This window comes from Thermomonas carbonis, from assembly GCF_014396975.1.
Lineage (GTDB): Bacteria > Pseudomonadota > Gammaproteobacteria > Xanthomonadales > Xanthomonadaceae > Thermomonas > Thermomonas carbonis.
This window is the reverse complement of the sequence record NZ_CP060719.1, coordinates 3,118,426-3,138,323: the sequence shown is the minus strand read 5'-3', so window position 1 is coordinate 3,138,323 and position 19,898 is coordinate 3,118,426. Positions and strand designations below refer to the sequence as shown.

Below are 19,898 nucleotides of genomic sequence, written 5' to 3'. Positions count from 1 at the left end.
AATCCCCATGAGCCCCACCGCGAACAGCGCGGTGCGCGACCGACTGCGCATCGCCATCCAGAAATCCGGACGCCTGAGCGAACCGGCGCGTGCCTTGCTGGCCTCGTCCGGCCTGAGCTGGCGCGAGAGCCGCGACAAGCTGTTCTGCTATGGCGAATCGCTGCCGGTCGACCTGTTGCTGGTCCGCGACGACGACATTCCCGGTCTGATCGCCGACGGCGTCTGCGACCTCGGCATCGTTGGTCGCAATGTGTTGGTGGAGCAGGCCGGCGAACGCGCGGAAGCCGGCAAGCCCGAGGTGTTCCGCGAATGGCGCTCGCTCGGCTTCGGTGCCTGCAAGCTGTCGCTGGCGGTGCCCGACGACTGGACGTGGGAAGGGCCGTCGCAACTCGCCGGCAAGCGCATCGCTACGACCTATCCGAACCTGCTGCGCGGCTGGCTGCGCGAACAAGGCGTGCAGGCCGAAGCGGTGGTATTGAACGGCTCGGTCGAAATCGCACCGCGCCTCGGCCAGGCCGACGTGATCTGCGATCTCGTTTCGAGCGGTGCGACCTTGGCCGCCAACCAGTTGAAGCCGGTGCTCGACATCCTGCAGAGCGAAGCGGTGCTTGCGGGCCCGGCGCAACCCTTCGGCGATGTGCGCGCCGAGCTCGCCGACCTGCTGCTGCGGCGCATGGACGGCGTACTGCGCATCCGCGACAGCAAGCTGCTGATGTTCCAGGCCCCGCGCGATGCGGTCGACCAACTCATGTTGCTGTTGCCGGATGCCGAGCCGCCGACGATGTGCGCGATCGATGGCGCCGACACCCTCTCATTGCAGGCGCTCTGCCATGGCGCGATGACTTGGCAGCGCCTGGAAGACCTCAAGCGTGCGGGCGCGCGTGGACTGATGGTGCTGCCGGTGGAGCGGATGCTGGCATGAAGCGGATCGACTGGAACGCGCTGGACGAGGGCGAGCGCGCGGCGGTGTTGCAGCGCCCGGTGCAGGCGGTGTCCGATGCGGTGCGCAGCGGCGTCGCGGCGATCTTCGATGCGGTCGTGGCCGATGGCGATGCGGCGTTGCGCGCATGCACGCGGCAATTCGATGGCGTGATGCTCGACGATTTCGAAGTGGACGTGGTGGAGTTCGACGCCGCGCGTGCATCCGTGAGCGCCGAGGTACAGGCGGCGATCGACGAGGCCGCAGGCCGCATCGAAGCGTTTCATCGCGCCGGGATCGCCGCACCGTATGAAGTCGAAACAGCGCCCGGCCTGCGCTGCGAACGCGTGCAACGGCCGATCGCTCGCGTGGGCTTGTACGTGCCGGCGGGCAGTGCGCCGCTGCCGTCGACCGCACTGATGCTCACCATTCCCGCGCGATTGGCCGGATGCATCGAGATCATCCTGTGCACGCCGCCGCGCAAGGACGGCACCGCCGATCCCGCGGTTTTGCTGGCGGCGCGGCAGGCACCAGGCGTGCGCGTGTTCAAGCTCGGCGGCGCGCAGGCGATCGCCGCGATGGCCGTGGGCACCGAGCGCGTGCCGCGTTGCGACAAACTCTTTGGGCCGGGCAATGGCTGGGTCGACGAGGCCAAGCGGCAAGCGCTGCAGCGGCCGGGCGGGATTGCGATCGACATGCCCGCCGGTCCGTCGGAAGTGCTGGTGATCGCCGATGCGGGTGCCGATCCGGCATTCGTTGCTTCAGACCTGTTGTCGCAAGCGGAACACGGTCCCGATTCGCAGGTCTTGCTGGTATCCGACAGCGATGCCTTGCTCGATGCGGTTGCGGTCGAAGTCGATGCGCAACTTGCGCAATTGCCGCGCGCCGCCATCGCCACGCAGGCCTTGTCGGCGTCGCGATTGGTGTGGGTGCGCGACATCACCCAGGCCATCGAAGTCAGCGATGCGTATGCGCCCGAACACCTGATCCTGGCCGTGCGCGAACCGCGCGCATGGCTGGAGCGCGTGCACAACGCCGGCAGCATCTTCCTCGGCGACTGGACCCCGGAAGCGCTGGGCGATTACTGCAGCGGCAGCAACCACGTGCTGCCCACCGGAGGCGCCGCGCGCGCGTGGAGTGGGCTGTCGGTGGCCAGTTTCCAGAAGGCGATCACCGTGCAGGATGCAACTCGCGCCGGCATTGCCGCTGCAGGTCCGTGCGCGGCCACGCTCGCGCATGCGGAAGGCTTGCAGGCGCATGCGCGCGCGGTCGAACTGCGCCTGGAGCGCGCGGCATGAACGTGACGGTGAACGCACTGCTGCGCGACGACCTGCGCGATTTCGCCGGCTACAAGTCGGCGCGCAGCGAATCGCTGGAAGGCAGCGCCTGGCTCAACGCCAATGAATCGGCCTGGGCCAATCCGTCCGATGCGGACGCGACCTTGCGCCGCTATCCGGATCCGCAGCCGCGCGCATTGCGTTCGCGATTGGCCGCGCTTTACGACGTCGAACCGGCGCAATTGCTGGTCGGCCGCGGCAGCGACGAAGCCATCGACCTCCTGGTGCGCGCGTTCTGCGCGCCGGGGCAGGGTGCGATCGCGATCGCACCGCCGGTGTTCGGCATGTATGCGGTGTCTGCGCGCCTGCATGGCGCTCGCATCGTCGACGTACCGCTGGTCGATGGCGAGCAGGGCCTGTGCGTGGACCTGCAGGCATTGGGCGATGCCGCGTTGGCCAGTGGCGCGAGCCTGGTGTTCCTGTGCACACCCGGCAATCCGTCCGGCGAGGCTTTGCCATTGATCGAGATCGCCTCGCTCGCGGTGCGTCTGCGCGGTAAGGCGCTGGTGGTGGTGGACGAGGCGTATGCCGAATACTCCGACGTGCCATCGGCGACCGCACTGTTTCCCGCGCACGAAAACATCGCGGTGCTGCGTACATTGTCGAAGGCGCATGCGCTGGCCGCGGCGCGTGTCGGTTGCGTGCTGGGTGCGCCCGAATTGATCGACGCCCTGCGCCGCTGCCAAGCCCCGTACCCGATGCCGCGACCGGTGACGGAAGCCGCGCTGAAGGCACTGACGCCGCAGGTGCTGGCAAGCACGGCCGCACATGTCGCGGAGACGCGCGGCTGGCGCGAACGGCTCGCGGCCGGCCTGCGCAGCCTGCCGCAGGTGCTGCAGGTGTATCCGTCGGCGGGTAATTTCCTGCTGGCGCGTTTCGTCGATGCCGATGCCGCGTTCGCCCAACTGCTGGAAGCCGGCGTGGTGGTGCGCGACATGCGCGCGATGCCGCAACTCGGCGACGCATTGCGGGTCAGCGTCGGCACGCCGGACGAATGCCGGCGCGTGCTGGCGGCACTGGATGCGGATGCAGTGGGAGTAGCGGCATGAGAGGCACGCCGATCCTGTTCGTCGATCGCGACGGCACCCTGATCGAGGAGCCGGAGGATTTCCAGATCGATGCCTATCCCAAGCTGCGCTTCGTCAAGGACGTGATCCCGGCGATGCTCAAGCTGCGTGACGCCGGCTACCAGTTCGTCATCGTCAGCAATCAGGACGGGTTGGGCACCGAAGGCTATCCGCGCGAAAACTTCCGGGGGCCGCACGACCTGATGATGCAGGTGTTCGAGAGCCAGGGCCTGCGTTTCCGCGACGTGTTGATCGACGAAAGCTTCCCGCATGACAACAAGCCGACCCGCAAGCCGGGACTTGGCATGATGGTGGGCTACCTGCAGGATCGCGGCATCGACTGGACGCGTTCCGGCATGGTCGGCGATCGGCCCACCGACATCGAATTTGCCGACAACCTGAAGATCCGCGGCTTCCAGCTCAAGACCGAACAGTTCGGTGGCGAGTGGGACTGGAACGGCATCGCGCATGAACTCGCGGATGCGCCACGCCGCGCGGTCGTCCAGCGCAATACGAAGGAAACGAAGATTCGCGTCGAGGTCAACCTGGATCGCGTGGCCGAGCCTCGCATCAACACCGGCTTGCCGTTCTTCGATCACATGCTGGAACAGATCGGCAAGCACGGCGGCTTCGCGCTGGACGTACGCACCGACGGCGACCTGCACATCGACGAGCACCACACGGTGGAAGACACCGGGCTTGCGCTTGGCCAGGCGCTGAAGGAAGCGCTGGGCGACAAACGGGGCATCGGTCGCTACGGCTTCACCCTGCCGATGGACGAAACCCTGGCCAGTGCCGCGCTGGACTTCAGCGGCCGGCCGTACTTCGTTTTCGACGGCGAGTTCAAGCGCGAGCGGGTGGGCGACCTGCCGACCGAACTGGTGCCGCATTTCTTCCGTTCGGTCTGCGATGCGTCCGGCCTCAACTTGAATCTGCAGGTGCGTGGCGACAACGACCATCACAAGGTCGAGGCCTGCTTCAAGGCACTGGCGCGCGCACTGCGGCAAGCGATCAAGCGCGAAGGCGCGGAACTGCCATCGACCAAGGGCACGTTGTGACCGCGCTCGCGCTGATCGATGCCGGTGGTGCCAATCTCGGCTCGGTGCGTTACGCACTGGAGCGCCTGGGCGTGGAGGCACGCATCGTGCGCGATGGCGACGACCTGCGCGATGCCGAACGCATCATCCTGCCCGGCGTGGGTGCGGCCGCTCCGGCGATGGCCCTGCTGCGCGAACGCGGGCTCGTCGAGCCGTTGCGTGCGACGCGCGTGCCGTTGCTGGGCATCTGCCTGGGCATGCAATTGCTGTTCGAGTCCTCCGAGGAAGGGGATGTCGAATGTCTCGGCCTGTTGCCCGGCCGTGTGCAAAGGATGGTCGGTACTCGGGGATTGCGGGTGCCGCACATGGGCTGGAACGGGCTTGAATTTGTGCGCGATTCGGCCCTGCTCGAAGGCGTTGCGAACGATGCGGGTACGTACTTCGTGCATGGCTATGCCGCGCCGGTGACTGCGGACTGCATCGCCGCCTGCACGCATGGCGAGCGTTTCGCCGCGATGGTGCAGCGTGGCAATGTGGTCGGCGCGCAATTCCATCCCGAGCGTTCGGCCACGGTCGGCGCGCGGCTGCTGTCCAATTTCCTGCAATGGAACGGCGCATGAGTTTCACTGTCTATCCCGCCATCGACGTGCGCGAGGGCCGCGTGGTGCGCCTGCGGCAGGGCGATTACGCAGAGGAAACCCGATACGGCGATGACCCGTTCGCCTTCGCGAAACGTCATGCCGATGCCGGCGCGACGTGGCTGCACCTGGTCGATCTCGACGCCGCCAAAGCCGGCGGCTACACGCTGCTGCCATTGCTGCGCGACATCGCTGTGTGCAAGGGCTTGCAGGTGCAAACCGGTGGCGGTATCCGCAGCCGTGACGACGTGGCCGCGTTGCTCGATGCCGGCGCATCGCGCGTGGTGATCGGTTCGCTGGCGGTGCGCGATCCCGCGAGCGTGCTGGCGTGGATCGGCGAATTCGGCAGCGAGCGCATCACCGTCGCCCTCGATACGCGTCGCGATGGGGATGGTGTCTGGCGCTTGCCGGTGCACGGCTGGACAGAGACCGCATCGGAAACCCTCGACGACTTGCTGCGCCGTTACGCCGATGGCGGATTGCGCCACCTGCTGTGCACCGACATCGAACGCGACGGCATGCTGTCCGGCCCGAACATCGGCTTGTATCGCGACATCTCCGCCGCGCATCCGGGCCTGCAGTTGCAAGCCAGCGGCGGCGTGCGCGACGTGGCCGATGTCATCGCCGCGCGTGACGCCGGCTGCAGCGGTGCGGTGCTCGGCAAGGCCTTGCTGGAAGGACGATTGTCGTTGCCGGAGGCACTGCAATGCTGAGCCGTCGCATCATTCCCTGCCTGGACGTGCGCGGGGGCCGCGTGGTCAAGGGTGTCAAGTTCCGCGACCACGTCGACATGGGCGACATCGTCGAACTGGCGATGCGCTATCGCGACCAGGGCGCGGACGAGCTGGTGTTCTACGACATCACCGCCAGCCCGCAGGGGCGTAGCGTGGATCGCGGGTGGGTGGAGCGGGTGGCGCGCGTCATCGACATCCCGTTCTGCGTGGCCGGCGGCATCCGCAGCGTCGACGATGCGCGCGCGGTGTTGCTCGCCGGCGCCGACAAGGTCTCGATCAACACACCCGCGCTGGAACGGCCGGCGTTGATTTCCGAACTGGCCGAAGCATTCGGCGTGCAATGCGTGGTCGTCGGCATCGATTCGCTGCGCGACGTCGATGGTGAATGGCGCGTGCGCAGCCACACCGGCGATCCGGATGCGATGCGCGCGCCCGGCAAGCGCACGCTCGATTGGGTGGTCGAGGCGCAGGCGCTGGGTGCCGGCGAGCTCGTGCTGAACTGCATGGGCAGCGACGGCGTGCGCGGTGGCTACGACCTCGAGCAAATCGCTGCGGTGCGCGCGGTCTGCAACGTGCCGCTGGTCGCGTCCGGTGGTGCCGGCGAGGCCGCCCATTTCACCGAGGCTTTCCGCCAGGCCGATGTCGACGCCGCGCTGGCCGCCAGCATCTTCCATTCCGGCGCGGTGGCGATTCCCGCGCTCAAGCAGGCCCTGCGCGCGCAGGGCATCGAGGTGCGGTTGTGACGCAAGCCATCGACATCGATATCGAGGCACTCGCCTGGGACAAGCAGGGTGGACTGCTGCCGGCGATCGTGCAGGATGCCGACAACCTGCGCGTGTTGATGCTCGGCTACATGAGCCGCGAGGCGCTGGTCGCCACGCTGGAAAGCGGGAGGGTCACGTTCTTCAGTCGCAGCAAGCAGCGCCTGTGGATGAAGGGCGAAAGCTCGGGCGACGTGCTGGATCTTGTCCATATCGAAACCGACTGCGATGCCGACACCCTGCTGGTGCAGGCGCGCGCGCAAGGCCCGACCTGCCATTTGCAGCGCGCCAGCTGTTTTCCGGCTGCGCCTGCAGACACGCTGGCGACGCTGGATGCATTGGTCGCCATGCGCGAACGCGAACGTCCCGAGGGCAGTTACACCACGCGCCTGTTCGAGGGCGGCGTGCGCCGGGTGGCGCAGAAGGTGGGCGAGGAAGGCGTGGAAACCGCGCTTGCAGGTGTTGTGCAGGACGATGAGGCCTTGCTCGGCGAGTCTGCCGACCTGCTGTTCCATCTGATCGTGCTGCTGCGCGCGCGCGGCCTGTCGCTGGACGATGCCAAGCGCGTGCTCGAGGCACGCCGCGGGTAGCCTCAGACCAGGCTGACCGAATGCCGCACGCAGTTGCGGCCGTCGTCCTTGGCCCGGTACAGGGCTTCATCGGCAAGCCGGATCGCGTCCTCCGGCGTCGCCCGTTCGCCGGTCGCGGTGTGCACGCCGATGCTGGCGCTGAGGCGGATGTTGCGGCCTTCGTTGTCGACCGGCGTCTGCTGGATGCGCAGGCGCACCGCTTCGGCGACCTGCAATGCCTGCTGCGCATCCAGCCCCGGCAGCACCGCCACGAATTCCTCGCCGCCGAAGCGCGCGACGATCCCGCCGCGTGGCTGGACCACGTCCTCGATGCAGCGCGCGGCCACGTTCAGGCAGTCGTCGCCGACCAGATGGCCGTGGGTATCGTTGATCCGTTTGAAATGGTCGAGGTCCAGCAGCAGCAGAGCGACCGGTTGACCATTGGTACCGCGCAGCTCCAATGCTTGCGACAGCGCTTCGCGGAAATGCCGGCGGTTGTAGACGCCGGTGAGCGGGTCGCGCTGGCTGTATTCGCGCAGCTGCACGTTGGCTTCGCCGAGTTGCGCCATCGCCGTGCGCAGCTGGCGGGTGCGGTCGATCACGCTGCGTTCCAGCCTTTCGTTGTTTTCGGTGACGATGCGGATGTTCTCGTTGCGTAGCCCCGCATAGCGCGAGCCCAGCGCCAGCGACAGCAGCAGCATCTCCAGCGCCGAGCCGATCTGCACGCCATTGAGCGTCCAGAAATTCGGCGGCACCACCCCGAAGGCGAGCAGGGTGAAGGCGGTGGTGCCGGCCAGGAACAGTGACCACGCCAGCAGCAACAACTTCGCCGGCTTGTAGCCGCGGCGCAGCATCACCACCGTGGCCACCATGATCCAGACCACGCTGACCAGCACCGCACGCGAGGCCAGCGGCGTCGCCGTGCCGTACGGCAGCCAGAACGAGGCGATGCCCAGCACCACGAAGAAGCCGGTCACGCCCAGGCTGACCAGGTTGCCGCGCGGCCAGCGTTCCTGCAGTTCCAGGAAGCTGCGGGTAAACAGCTGCATGCCGATCAAGGCCAGGCAGATCGACAATGGCACCGAGGCATCCGCCAGCCACGCCGAATTCGGCCAGAAATATTCGAAGCCGTAGCCATTGAGGGTGAACAGCACCAGGCCGAACGCACCGGTATGCAGCAGGTACCAGAAGTAGCCGGAGTCGCGCAGCATCAGCCACAACACCAGGTTGTAGAACAGCAGCGCCAGCACGATTCCGTAGTAGAGGCCGGTGGAGAACTGCGCGTCGCGCATGACCTCGGTGAAGGTGCGTGGCGTGTACAGCACCAGCGGTACTTGCATCGAACTCTGGCTCTGCACGCGCACCAGCAGTTCCACCTGTTCGCCGTGCGGCAGGTCCAGACGGAAATTGGGGTGCCGATAGCGGATGTAGCGGCTGTTGAACGGCACGTGGTCGCCACTGGCGTGATGCTCGACGTGCCCGTCCGGGTAGCGCAGGTAGACGTCGAGCTGGTCGCTGAGCGCGTACTGCTGGACCAGCAGCCAGCGCGGCTCGTCGCGCTGCATGTTCACCAGTGGCAGGTAGAACCAGTACGCGCCTTTCTGGAAGCCGAAATTGGGACTGCCGCCGGGCAAGGGCGAGAGCCTGCCGGCACGGGCCTGTGCAAACGCATCGGTGGCACCGTCGCTGGCGTACACGTCGTGCCGGTAGGCGATCACGTCGTTGAGGGGGATGGCGCGCTCGCCGGCCAGCCGCAGCGGTTCCACCGCGCGTGCCGGCCCGGCCGTGGACAGCAGCGCAATCGCCACCACCAACAACCATGCCTGCAACATGCCCCGTGATGCGCGCAAACGACCCCCGCCGCTCGATCCCCTGGGGCGATTCTAGTCCAGCCGCCGTGCGCCTGCGGTAGGCGATAATGGGGCATGCCTGCACTCCTGCTTGCCGCCATGCTCGCCCTCGGGGCACCTGTCGATGCTTCCCCTGCCGCATGCGTGACGGTGCAGGTCGAAGCATCGCTGCCATTGCCGCGTTCGGATCGCAGTGGCCCCGGCTGCATCGCCTATCAGCGCGTGGCCCGGGCGATACCCTCCACCGAGGCGCGCCTGCTCGTGTTCGGCGACCCGCAAGTGAAGTCGGCGGACGATGTCGATTACTTCCGCCGCGACATCGTGGAGCCGCTGGTCGGCAAGCACGATGCGGCACTCGGCATCACGCTGGGCGATCTGGTCGACGATGTCCCCGCGCTGTTGCCCGAAGTCAAGGCGGCCACGGCCTCGCTGGGCATCCCCTGGCTGCATGCACCCGGCAACCATGATGTCGATCCGGGGGCGACCAGCGACGCCGCCTCACTCGGCAACTTCCAGCGCGACATCGGGCCGGACACCTACGCCCGACAGACCGCGCTGGCCAACATCGCCGTACTCGACGACGTGATCCTGCTGCCGGGCCAGAAGCCGGGCTACATCGGCGGCCTGCGCGAGGATCAGTTCGCCTTCCTCGAACGCTGGCTGCCGACGCTCCAGAAGAACCGCCTGCTGGTGCTGGCGATGCACATCCACCTGTTCGACGAAGCCGGCAAGGACAGCTTCCGCGATGCCGACCGCGAGCGCCTGTTCGTGCTGCTGCAGCCGTTTCCGAACGTGCTGGTGCTCACGGCGCATAGCCATACCCAGCAGCATGTCTTCCACGGTGCCGACACCGGCTGGCACGGTGCGAAACCGCTGCACGAATACAACGTCGGCGCGGCCTGCGGGTCGTACTGGTCCGGCGCGGCGGACGCGCAGGGCATTCCCGCCGCGACGATGGCGGACGGCACGCCGAACGGTTACGCATTTCTGACGGTCAGGCAGGGCGGCGAGTACGCGCTGGCCTGGCACAACGCACGCGACGCGGAAGACCGCCAGATCGGCCTGCATGCACCGAACGTGCTGCGGCGTGGTGCGTATCCGGCCTGGGGCGTATTCGCGAACGTGTACATGGGACTGGACGACACCCGCGTCGAGTTCCGCGTCGACGGCGGTGAGTGGATGCCGATGAAGAAAGTGCTTTTGCCGGATCCCGCGCTGGTCGCCGAGAACGCGCGCGACGATGTCACCGAGGTCTTGCGCGGCTTCGATCGCTCGCCGGAGGCCGAACTGTCGCCGCACCTGTGGCGGGGTGCGCTGCCGACGACACTCGATGCCGGCGAACACGTGGTCGAGGTGCGTGCATTCGATCGCTGGCGCGGGGAGGTGCGGGCGAGAACGACGTATCGGCTGGAGGATTTCGTTGCCGACGCTCGGGTGGTTCTGCGATCGCAGGCAGACCTGGATGCCTATCTTGCGGCGAACAAGGGTCGCGACACCCCTTTCGACCTGTTGCCGCCGCTGACCAGGCAGCGGTTTCTGGCCAGCCTGCGATTCGGATCGAAGGGGCTTGGCGGGTTCGGTGTCGATGACCTTGCCATGGAACTGACGCCCGCGGAGGTCGGGCGCGTGTTGGCGCTATTCGATGTGGAGGAGTACGCAAAGGTCGTCCCGTCGCGCCATCAGGACGGTCCACCTGCATGGCGAGCCAACGCCTCGTCACCTGGCCGGGTCGAGATGGGATTCGATGTGCTTTACCGGATCGCCGAAGCCGGCGAGAAAGGTTCCGGCAATCTCCATCGGACATTCGCGGAACTGTTCGGTGGCATGTCGCGGCAGCCGGAAGCGCTGGCGCGCCTGCCAGATCGCGAGTTGATTTTTCTGCTTCGCGCCGTCGAGTTGCCGATGTCTGTTGCAGTCACATCGGACGATGTGGAGCACCTCCGCCTGATCGTTGCCGAGATGCAGCGCCGCCGGATCGCGCAAGTCTCCGACTTGGGCAATGTCTTCCATGCCATGCTCAAGGTGCGCCGCTTCGAGGACGCCAGGCGTTTTGCCGGAGAACACGTGCAAGCCGAGCTTCCGTCGATTCCGGCCATGGTTGACAGCATCGGCAGCAATGCCTCGATGCCCACGGTTTGGCGTGCCAGCATCGACGGCGAGACATTCACCCGAACGCCGCTCGACGTGAGTCGCCCCGTGATTCTGGTCACCGCAGGCTGCCACTTCTCGATCGATGCGGCGGAAGACATTTCCCGGGATCCATTGCTGGGCCCGGCCTTTGCAAAGCATGCGCACTGGCTCGTACTACCGCCGGGCGATGAGGATCTGGACGCGATCCGCGAATGGAATCACCGCTTCCCGCAGGCCAAGGCTGAGCCGATCCATGATCGTGCGGAGTGGGCGTCGCTCCTGCCCGGCGGATGGGAAATGCCGGTGTTCTTCATCCTGCGCGAAGGAAGGATCGTCGAGCGCATCAGCGGTTGGCCACGCAATCCTGCCGACAATCGGCAACCGTTAATCGATGCGCTGGTGCGTGCGGGGATGCTGGAAAAGCCGTAACCTAGTGGCAGGCGTAGGGCCGCGCTACAGCACGATGTCGGCGAAGGATTCGACGCGAAGATGTCCGTTGGCCGCCTCATCGAGCCGCGGCTGTGGATAGTCCTCGAGTCGGTCCAGCAAGACAGTGCGCATGCCGGCATCGCGTGCGGCGTCGAGTTCTTCGACCACGTCGGACAGGAACAGGATGTCGCCCGGGCTGCGATCCAGCCGGTCGGCGATCAGCCGGTAGCTGTCGGCATCGCGCTTGTGGCCGATCTCGGTGTCGAAGAAGCCGCGGAACAGCGGGACCAGGTCGCCGGCATCGGTATGCGAGAACAGCAGCTTCTGCGCCGGCACCGAACCACTGGAATACACCGCCAGCGGATGGCCGGCGTCATGCCAGGCGCGCAGCGCTGGCACCACGTCGGGATACAGCGGCGCGGTGAAGTCGCCATCACGATAACCGGCTTCCCAGATCAGTCCCTGCAGCGCCTTCAGTGCGGTGTGCTTGCGATCCTGGTCGATCCAGCCCTGCAGCGTCTCGACGATCATCGCGTCCTGGCACAGCCCGCCGCTCTCGACTGCAACGATGTCCAGCCAATGGCGCACGTTCGGGTCATCGCCGTGTTCGCGCACGAAGTCGGGCAGGGCGGCGCGCGCGTACGGGAACAGCACGTCGCGGACGAAGGAGATGCTGGACGTCGTGCCTTCGATATCGGTGAGGATGGTGGTCTTGATCACGACGGACGCGCCTGCCCGATTTCGTAGCGCGGGAACTGCGTCGCGATGTCGGTGCCGGTGAAGTGGCCGACCCACCCGTCCGGCTCGGTGAAGAACCGGATCGCGACGAAGCTCGGCTCCGGGCCCATGTCGAACCAGTGGGTCATGCTGTCCGGCACCGCGATCAGGTCGCCGGCCTCGCACAGCACCTCGTAGACCTTGCCATCGACGTGCAGGGTGAACAGGCCGGAGCCGGCGACGAAGAAGCGCACCTCGTCTTCCTTGTGGAAATGTTCGTCGAGGAACTTGCCGCGCATCGCCTCGCGATTGGGGTTGTCCGGCGCGATGCTGACCACGTCCACAGACTTGAAGCCGTTGGCTTCGACCAGGCGATCGATGTCGTCCTGGTAGGCGGCCATGATCGTCTCCGGCGCATCGCCGGGCGTCACGGGATGGGCAGGCGCCCATTGCTCCAGGTGCACGCCGATCTTCGCCAGTTCGGCGGTCATCCCGGCGCGCTCGTCGGTCGACAGCAACGGCGTGGCGGGGCGTGGTCGTCGAAGATGCGCAAGCGGCTCATTGCTTCAGTGTCCTCAGTTCCAGTTCGCAGCCCAGCAGGAATTCGAAGGCTTCCAGGTGGCGCCGTGCCTCGGCCATGTCGCGGCCCCAGGCGTACAGGCCGTGGCCATCGATCAGGTAGCCCCACATCGGTTGCGCGTCGAGCGCGGCCTCGACCCAGCCTGCGAGTTCGGGCATGTCCTGGGTGTTCGGGAACACCGGCACGTCCATCGCGCCTTCGTGGGTGGTGTTGCCCTGGAACGCCTTCTGCAATTCGTAGCCTTCGAAGCGTATGTGGCCAGCAGGCGCGTACAAGCGCGAGGCCACCGTCTGCGTGCGCGAATGCGTGTGCAGCACGCAGCCGATCTCCGGGAATCGCCGGTACAGCTGGGTGTGCAGGAGGGTCTCCGCGGACGGTCGCTTGTCGTTGCCCACGGGATTGCCGTCGAAGTCGACGACCATGATGTCGGCTTCGGTCAGCCGGCCCTTGTCGCGGCCGGAAACGGTGATCGCCGCGTGGTGGTCATCCAGCCGGCGCGAGAAATTACTGCTGGTCGCGGGCGTCCAGCCGGCATGCGCGAGCTCGCGCACGTTGGTGATGATCTCGCCGGCGAGGTGGCGCAGCTGCTGGGCGTCGTAGGGGAGTGTTTCCATGCCGGCCAGTGTAGCGAATGGCGGTTGTTGGATTGTTGAAGCACAGGCAACAAAAAACCCGGCCGGAGCCGGGTTCTTCGTCATCTGTCCATGCCGATCTGGCTGGAGATCAGGCCTGCGGACCCTCGTGGAACGGCGGCTCCGGATCGATCTTCGGGCCGTTCTTCGCCGCCTTCAGCCCACGCCCCAGCTCGCTGTTGCGATAGCCATACAGTGCGTACACGATGAAACCGAGGGCCGCCCAGCCAAAGAACATGCCCAGGGTGTAGACCGACAGGTTCAGGAACAGCAACAGGCAGCCGGCGATGGCCAGCGGGCACACCACCCACGCAAGCGGCGTACGGAACGGGCGGTGGCGATGCGGGTCGCGCTTGCGCAGGATCAGCACGCCTGCAGACACCGCCATGAAGGCGAACAGGGTGCCCGAGTTGGAGATGTCGGCCAGGATGCCGACCGGGAACATCGCGGCGAACAGGGCAACGAACACGCCGGTGATCATGGTGACCACGTGCGGGGTGTGGTACTTCGGGTGCACCCGGGACAGGACTTCCGGCAACAGGCCGTCGCGCGACATGGTGAAGAAGATGCGGGTCTGGCCGTAGAGCATCATCAGCACCACCGACGGCAGCGCCAGCGCCGCGGCCAGGCCGATCGCATTGCCCCAGCCGGCGAAGCCCAGCATCTTCAGCACGTGGGCCAGCGGCTCCTTGCTGCAGACCAGCGCTTCGGAACCCATGCATGCCGCCGCCAGTTCCGGTGTGCCGGGGTGGATGGCCATGCCGTCGGCACCCATCATCGGCTGCGAACCGATCGCGCCGACCGCACCGTAGCCGACCAGCATGTAGAAGATCGTGCAGACCAGCAGCGAACCGATCAGGCCGATCGGGATGTTGCGGTTCGGGTTCTCGGTTTCCTCGGCCGCGGTGGACACCGCATCGAACCCCACATACGCGAAGAAAATCGATGCCGCCGCGCCGAGCACGCCAACGCCACCCAGCGGGCTGCCCCAGCCGGTCGGGAAGAACGGTTTGAAGTTCTCGTCCTGGGCGGCCGGCACCGCGATGATGATGAACGCGGTGAGCGCGGCGACCTTGACCAGCACCAGGATCGCATTGACCTTGGCCGATTTCGAAGTGCCCATCACCAGCAATACGGTCACCAGCAATGCAATGCAGAAGGCGAGGATGTTGAACGCACCGCCATCCATCGGTCCGGTCCGGAGGGCGAGAGGTATCTCCATGCCCGCACTCGCGAGCAGCCCGTTCATGTAGCCGGACCAGCCAACCGAGACCGCGCCCGCGGCGACCGCGTATTCGAGCACCAGCGCCCAGCCCACCGTCCACGCCAAGGCTTCGCCCATCACGCCGTAGGTGTAGGTATAGGCCGAGCCGGAGACCGGGATCATCGAGGCCAGTTCCGAGTAGGCCAATGCGGCCAGCGCGCAAACCACCGCCGCGATCACGAACGCTACCATCATCGCCGGGCCGGCCTTCTGGCCTGCTTCTGCCGTCAGCACGAAGATGCCGGTGCCGATGATCGCGCCGATGCCGAGCATGGTGAGCTGGAAGGCACCGAGTTGGCGCTTGAGCGCCTTTTTCTCGGCAGTCTCGAGGATCTTGTCGAGCGGCTTGATTCGCTGGAACAGCATCAGGTGGTCCCCCGGGTTCTTGTTCATGAAAACGAACCTGCCCAGGCAGGCCGCAAGCCCGCGACCATAAACGTTCACATGCGGCGTGCACAAGCACCCGCGGTCATCCGGCGGCGATAATCGCGCTCTCCGCAAGCTTCCGCGACCTGCCATGACCCACATCGACGACGTTGCCTTCGCTTCTGCGCTGGCTGAATACGCCCAGCAATGGCCTGACGAGCGCGCAACGGTTGGCCTGTTCGAAGAGCTGGTGGGCGATGCCGGCAATCCGTACGTACGCGAACGCATTGGCGGCCACTTCACCGCGTCCTGCTGGCTGGTCGACCGCAGCGGCGAGCGCACGCTCCTGACCCATCACCGCAAGCTGGGCCTTTGGCTGCAACTGGGTGGGCACGCCGATGGCGAGCGCGACCTGCGCATTGCGGCCCTGAAGGAAGCCGAGGAAGAGTCCGGCCTGCCCGAGCTGCGCATCGAGCCCGCGATCTTCGATCTGGACCGCCACTGGATCCCCGAACACAAGGGCGTTGCCGCGCACTGGCATTACGACGTGCGCTACGTTGTCCACGCCGGCGAGGACGAGGCCTACACGGTCAGCGAGGAATCGCACGACCTTGCGTGGCGCAACATCGCGGAATTGGTGAGGGAGGCGGGCACGGATCCGTCGGTGCAGCGGATGGCGCGCAAGTGGTTGGCGCGTTCGTAGCATTCGCAGGGGCAGGCCCCCGTGCCTGCCCCCCAGGGCGACCACAGGGGGTCACCCCAACATCAATACAACACGCGCGTCCGCAAGGTCCCCGGGATCGCCGCCAGCGCCGCGCGCAGTTCGGTAGCCTGGGCGTCGTCGGCGCTGACATCGATCACCACGTAACCGACATTGGCGTCGGTACGCAGGAATTGGCCATCGATGTTGATGCCGCGCTGGCCGAAGATCTCGTTGACCCGCGACAGCACGCCCGGGACGTTGCGATGGATGTGAAGCAGGCGGTGGCTGCCGGCATGCTCGGGCAGGGTGACCTCGGGGAAGTTCACCGCGCTCAGCGTGCTGCCGTTGTCGCTGTAGCGCACGAGCTTGGCCGCGACTTCGATGCCGATGTTGTCCTGCGCCTCCAGCGTGCTGCCGCCGACGTGCGGGGTCAGGATCACGTTGTCGATGCCGAGCAGCGGCGACACCAGCGGATCGTCGTTGCCCTTGGGCTCTTCCGGGAACACGTCCACCGCGGCGCCGCCGATGTGGCCCGAATGCAGCGCAGCGGCGAGCGCGTCGATGTCGACCACGGTGCCGCGCGAGGCATTGATCAGGTGCGCGCCCGGTTTCATCTTCGCCATCTGCGGCGCGCCGAACATCAAGCGCGTCGCCGCGGTTTCCGGCACGTGCAGGGTGACCACGTCCGACGTCGCCAGCAGTTCGTCGAGGTCGCGGGTGGCGCGTGCATTGCCCAGCGAGAGCTTGGTTTCGATGTCGTGGAAGACCACCTGCATGCCCAACCCCTCGGCAAGCACGCCGACCTGGGTGCCGATATGACCGTAGCCGACGATGCCCAGGGTCTTGCCGCGGGCTTCGTGACTGCCGGCCGCGGACTTGCTCCAGCCGCCGCGATGGCATTGCGCGGACTTCTGCGGGATCCCGCGCAACAGCATGATCGCCTCGGCCAGGACCAGTTCGGCCACGCTGCGGGTGTTCGAGTAGGGCGCGTTGAACACCGGCACGCCGGCCAGTTCGGCGGCGTCCAGGTCGACCTGGTTGGTGCCGATGCAGAAGCAGCCGATCGCCATCAGGCGTTTGGCGTCGGCCAGTACCTCGGCGCTTAGCTGCGTGCGCGAGCGGATACCGACGAAGTGGGCGTCGGCAATCGCCTTGCGCAGTTCATCTTCGGGCAGAGATTTCGCATGGGTCACGACATTGCTGTAACCGGCCGCGCGGAACGTCTCCACCGCGTTGGGGCTGATGCCTTCGAGCAGCAGCACCTTGATGTCCTGCTTGGGGTATGACGTTTTCTTCGGCGGCATGGTGCGGCAACGGGCGAGGGGAGCCGCACTATGCCAGATGCGAGCACGGTTTTGCCGCACTGCGTCATGCCATTTCCGCCCGCGCCCATGCCCTGGGATCGCTAGCGAAAGTTGCGGCTGAAACCGCCATTCCATGCGTTCTTGGCGCGCTGGACGCATGGCCCCATCGCTGGCACGCTGCGGCATCCCCCGCGTCGGCATTGCCCGCCCATGACCGATTCCCGCATCGCCGACCTGCAAGCGTCGGTGCCCGGCCTGCGCCTGAAGACCGACCCCGCCGACCTCGAGCATTACGGTCGCGACTGGACCCGGCGCTGGACGCCGGCACCGCTCGCCATCGCCTTGCCGGGCAGCATTGAAGAGGTCCAGTCGGTGGTGCGTTGGGCGAAGGCGAATGCGGTGGCCATCGTGCCGTCCGGTGGCCGCACCGGTCTGTCCGGCGGTGCAGTCGCGGCGAATGGCGAACTGGTCGTCAGCCTGGAACGGATGAACCAGGTCATCGGCTTCGATGCGATCGACCGGACGCTGACCGTGCAGGCCGGCATCCCGCTGCAGCTGGCGCAGGAGGCGGCGCGCGAGCACGGCCTGCAATATCCGGTGGATTTCGCTGCGCGCGGCTCGTGCAGCATCGGCGGCAACATCGCCACCAATGCCGGCGGCACCCGCGTGGTGCGTTACGGCAATACCCGCGAATGGATTGCGGGGCTGAAATTGGTGATCGGCGACGGTGAGTTGCTCGATGTCGGGCGCAGCCTGGTCAAGAACTCCAGCGGCTACGACCTGCGCCACCTCGCCATCGCCTCGGAAGGCACGCTCGGCATCATCGTCGAGGCAACGCTGAAGCTCACCGACCCGCCGCCGCCGACCAACGTGATGCTGCTGGCCTTGCCGTCGTTCGATGCGCTGATGCAGGTGTTCGATGCATTCCGCGCCCGCTTGCAGCTTCAAGCCTTCGAATTCCTCACCGACCGCGCGCTGCATCATGTGTTGGCGCATGGTGCGCAGGCGCCGTTCGCGGAGACGCATCCGTTCTATGTGGTCACCGAATTCGCCAGCGACGAAGCCAGCGAGACCGAAGCGCTGGCCGCATTCGAACAGTGCATGGAAGCCGGCCTGGTCAGCGACGGCGTGATCAGCCAGAGCGACGCCCAGGCCGCGCAGCTGTGGCGCCTGCGCGAAGGCATCACCGAGAGCCTGGCGAGGTACGTGCCCTACAAGAACGACGTGTCGGTGCGCTTGTCGGCGATGCCGGCGTTCCTCGCGGAAACGCAGGCGTTGCTGGGCGATGCGTATCCGCAGTTCGACGTGGTCTGGTTCGGCCACATCGGCGACGGAAACCTGCACATCAACGTGCTCAAGCCGGACGACATGGTGCAGGCGGAGTTCGTCGCCGATTGCGACCGCGTCACCAGGCTGCTGGCCGAGCGCCTGCATGCGCATGGCGGCAGCATCTCCGCCGAGCACGGCATCGGCCTGGTCAAGAAACCCTATCTGTCGAGCACGCGCAGCGAGGTGGAGATCGCGCTGATGCGCGGGATCAAGGCGGTGCTGGATCCGGCCGGGATCATGAATCCGGGCAAGTTGTTCGACTGATCAAGCGGTCGCAAGCCGCGCGTCCAGCCGCTCGCGGATCGCCGGCCATTCGTCCGCGACGATCGAGTACGTGACGGTGTCGCGCAGCGAGCCATCCTTGTGCCGCCTGTGCGCGCGCAGGATGCCGTCGCGCTGTGCGCCCAGCCGTTCGATCGCTGCCTGCGAGCGCAGGTTGAGGTGGCTGGTGTGGAAGAACACCGACTTTGCGCCAAGCGCGTCGAAGGCGTGGCCCAGCATCAGCCGCTTGTTGGCGGTATTGACGTGGGTGCGCCACACAGACGCCGCGTGGAAGGTGTAGCCGATCGCCAGCGTGGGCACGGACAGGTCGATGTCGTAGAAGCGGGTGCTGCCGACCACGCGGCCGTCGCTGATGATCGCGAACGGAAGCTCGCGGCCGGCATCGCGCATCGCCAATGCGTGTTCGATCCATGCCGGGATGCCGTCGCGGCCCGGCACGTTGACGTAGTTGATCGAGCCGATGTCGCCATCGTCCACCGCGTCCTGCAGCGCCGGGACATGCGCGAGCGTCAGCGGCTCCAGGCGGATGCCGTGGCCGGCGAGGGTGATGGTCGCAAGAGTGGGATTCATTTGCTTTGGCTCGTCATTCCCGCGAAGGCGGGAATCCAGCGTCTGAGTTCTTTTGATCCAACCGCTGGATCCCTGCCTTCGCGGGGATGACAGCAGCGGCGTTGCTCAGTCCGCGCGCCCCGCAAATTCGCCGGTCGCCGTGTTGACCATGACCTTTTCGCCGTTGCCGATGTACTCCGGCACCATGATTTCGATGCCGGTGCTCAGGCGCGCCGGCTTCGGGCGTTTGGTGGCGGTGCCGCCCTTGAGTTCCGGCGGGGTCTCGACCACTTCGATGGCGACGCTGGCCGGCAACTGGATGGCGACCGGCAGGTCGTCGATGATCTGCACATAGCAGCCGGTCAGTTCGTCGACGATATAGCCGGCGGCATCGCCGACCACCTCGGCGTCGAGCGTGTAGGGCGTGTAGTCCTCGTCATCGAGGAACACGAACGCATCGCCATCCTTGTACGAATACGTCACCTGCCGGCGCGTGAGCTCGACCTCTTTCAATTCGTCGTCGCCGCCCACGCTCAGGTCGAGCTTGCTGCCACCCGGCACGCTGTACATCGTGAAGCGGAATTTGACGTTGCCGCCGCGGCCCTGCGGGCTGCTACGTTCGATGTCGCGGATCTGGTAGACGCTGCCGTTGTGTTCGACGACGTTGCCTTTCTTGATGTCGAAAGCCTTCATGGGATGTC

At 66.4% G+C, this 19,898-nt stretch carries 17 protein-coding genes and 2 pseudogenes; 11 read left to right on the top strand and 8 right to left on the bottom strand.

The window, feature by feature from the left end:
- The first annotated feature begins 7 nt into the window (after window positions 1-7).
- Genes hisG through hisIE form a run of 8 tightly spaced genes read left to right on the top strand, consistent with a single transcriptional unit; the run spans window position 8 to window position 7,083 of the window.
- A complete protein-coding gene (gene hisG, locus H9L16_RS14570) occupies window positions 8-922 on the top strand; it encodes an ATP phosphoribosyltransferase (protein WP_187552366.1) in 915 nt (304 codons plus the stop codon).
- Window positions 919-2,217, top strand: coding sequence for a histidinol dehydrogenase (hisD, locus tag H9L16_RS14565; RefSeq protein ID WP_187552365.1), 1,299 nt, complete (start codon window positions 919-921; stop codon window positions 2,215-2,217). The genes hisG and hisD overlap by 4 nt, the downstream gene beginning before the upstream one ends.
- On the top strand, window positions 2,214-3,305 hold the full coding sequence (gene hisC, locus H9L16_RS14560; RefSeq protein ID WP_187552364.1) for a histidinol-phosphate transaminase: 1,092 nt from the start codon (window positions 2,214-2,216) through the stop codon (window positions 3,303-3,305). The genes hisD and hisC overlap by 4 nt, the downstream gene beginning before the upstream one ends.
- Window positions 3,302-4,381 carry a bifunctional histidinol-phosphatase/imidazoleglycerol-phosphate dehydratase HisB gene (hisB, locus tag H9L16_RS14555; RefSeq protein WP_187552363.1) on the top strand — a complete coding sequence of 360 codons (1,080 nt, stop codon included), beginning with the start codon at window positions 3,302-3,304 and terminating at the stop codon, window positions 4,379-4,381. Before hisC ends, hisB begins: the two co-directional genes overlap by 4 nt.
- A complete protein-coding gene (hisH, locus tag H9L16_RS14550) occupies window positions 4,378-4,980 on the top strand; it encodes an imidazole glycerol phosphate synthase subunit HisH (RefSeq protein WP_187552362.1) in 603 nt (200 codons plus the stop codon). The genes hisB and hisH overlap by 4 nt, the downstream gene beginning before the upstream one ends.
- Window positions 4,977-5,711 (top strand): 1-(5-phosphoribosyl)-5-[(5-phosphoribosylamino)methylideneamino]imidazole-4-carboxamide isomerase, encoded by a 735-nt coding sequence (gene hisA / locus H9L16_RS14545; protein WP_187552361.1) that lies wholly within the window; start codon window positions 4,977-4,979, stop codon window positions 5,709-5,711. Before hisH ends, hisA begins: the two co-directional genes overlap by 4 nt.
- Complete coding sequence (gene hisF / locus H9L16_RS14540) at window positions 5,705-6,475, top strand: imidazole glycerol phosphate synthase subunit HisF (RefSeq protein WP_187552360.1); 771 nt, start codon at window positions 5,705-5,707, stop codon at window positions 6,473-6,475. The genes hisA and hisF overlap by 7 nt, the downstream gene beginning before the upstream one ends.
- Complete coding sequence (hisIE, locus tag H9L16_RS14535; RefSeq protein WP_187552359.1) at window positions 6,472-7,083, top strand: bifunctional phosphoribosyl-AMP cyclohydrolase/phosphoribosyl-ATP diphosphatase HisIE; 612 nt, start codon at window positions 6,472-6,474, stop codon at window positions 7,081-7,083. The genes hisF and hisIE overlap by 4 nt, the downstream gene beginning before the upstream one ends.
- A gap of 2 nt (window positions 7,084-7,085) precedes the next feature.
- Here hisIE and H9L16_RS14530 read toward each other — a convergent pair whose 3' ends face one another.
- Entirely contained in the window at window positions 7,086-8,894 is a 1,809-nt protein-coding gene (locus H9L16_RS14530; RefSeq protein WP_187552358.1) for a sensor domain-containing diguanylate cyclase, read from the bottom strand.
- Between the two features lie 246 nt (window positions 8,895-9,140).
- Here H9L16_RS14530 and H9L16_RS16280 point away from each other — a divergent pair.
- Window positions 9,141-10,328 (top strand): annotated as a pseudogene (locus H9L16_RS16280) (calcineurin-like phosphoesterase C-terminal domain-containing protein); the annotation flags it as partial.
- A gap of 1,167 nt (window positions 10,329-11,495) precedes the next feature.
- Here the strand turns inward: H9L16_RS16280 and mtnC are convergent.
- The 4 genes and pseudogenes from mtnC to H9L16_RS14505 form a co-directional block, all read right to left on the bottom strand.
- On the bottom strand, window positions 11,496-12,188 hold the full coding sequence (mtnC, locus tag H9L16_RS14520; protein ID WP_187554214.1) for an acireductone synthase: 693 nt from the start codon (window positions 12,186-12,188) through the stop codon (window positions 11,496-11,498).
- Window positions 12,188-12,750 (bottom strand): annotated as a pseudogene (locus H9L16_RS14515) (1,2-dihydroxy-3-keto-5-methylthiopentene dioxygenase). Before H9L16_RS14515 ends, mtnC begins: the two are co-directional and overlap by 1 nt.
- On the bottom strand, window positions 12,747-13,382 hold the full coding sequence (locus tag H9L16_RS14510; RefSeq protein WP_187552356.1) for a methylthioribulose 1-phosphate dehydratase: 636 nt from the start codon (window positions 13,380-13,382) through the stop codon (window positions 12,747-12,749). The pseudogene H9L16_RS14515 and the gene H9L16_RS14510 overlap by 4 nt, the downstream one beginning before the upstream one ends.
- Before the next feature lie 109 nt (window positions 13,383-13,491).
- The gene (locus H9L16_RS14505) at window positions 13,492-15,030 is read right to left on the bottom strand and encodes an amino acid permease (protein ID WP_187554213.1); all 1,539 of its coding nucleotides are present in this window, start codon (window positions 15,028-15,030) and stop codon (window positions 13,492-13,494) included.
- A gap of 151 nt (window positions 15,031-15,181) precedes the next feature.
- Here H9L16_RS14505 and H9L16_RS14500 point away from each other — a divergent pair, with 151 nt between their 5' ends.
- Window positions 15,182-15,733 (top strand): NUDIX hydrolase, encoded by a 552-nt coding sequence (locus tag H9L16_RS14500; protein ID WP_187552355.1) that lies wholly within the window; start codon window positions 15,182-15,184, stop codon window positions 15,731-15,733.
- Between the two features lie 62 nt (window positions 15,734-15,795).
- On the opposite strand, the gene serA is transcribed toward H9L16_RS14500, so the two are convergent.
- Window positions 15,796-17,037 carry a phosphoglycerate dehydrogenase gene (serA, locus tag H9L16_RS14495; protein WP_187552354.1) on the bottom strand — a complete coding sequence of 414 codons (1,242 nt, stop codon included), beginning with the start codon at window positions 17,035-17,037 and terminating at the stop codon, window positions 15,796-15,798.
- Between the two features lie 210 nt (window positions 17,038-17,247).
- Between serA and H9L16_RS14490 the strand changes: the two genes are divergently transcribed.
- The gene (locus H9L16_RS14490) at window positions 17,248-18,630 is read left to right on the top strand and encodes an FAD-binding oxidoreductase (protein WP_187552353.1); all 1,383 of its coding nucleotides are present in this window, start codon (window positions 17,248-17,250) and stop codon (window positions 18,628-18,630) included.
- Here H9L16_RS14490 and H9L16_RS14485 read toward each other — a convergent pair whose 3' ends face one another.
- Together H9L16_RS14485 and yeiP are read right to left on the bottom strand one after the other, a co-directional pair.
- A complete protein-coding gene (locus tag H9L16_RS14485) occupies window positions 18,631-19,218 on the bottom strand; it encodes a GNAT family N-acetyltransferase (protein WP_187552352.1) in 588 nt (195 codons plus the stop codon).
- A gap of 105 nt (window positions 19,219-19,323) precedes the next feature.
- Window positions 19,324-19,890 (bottom strand): elongation factor P-like protein YeiP, encoded by a 567-nt coding sequence (gene yeiP / locus H9L16_RS14480; RefSeq protein WP_187552351.1) that lies wholly within the window; start codon window positions 19,888-19,890, stop codon window positions 19,324-19,326.
- Between the last annotated feature and the right edge of the window lie 8 nt (window positions 19,891-19,898).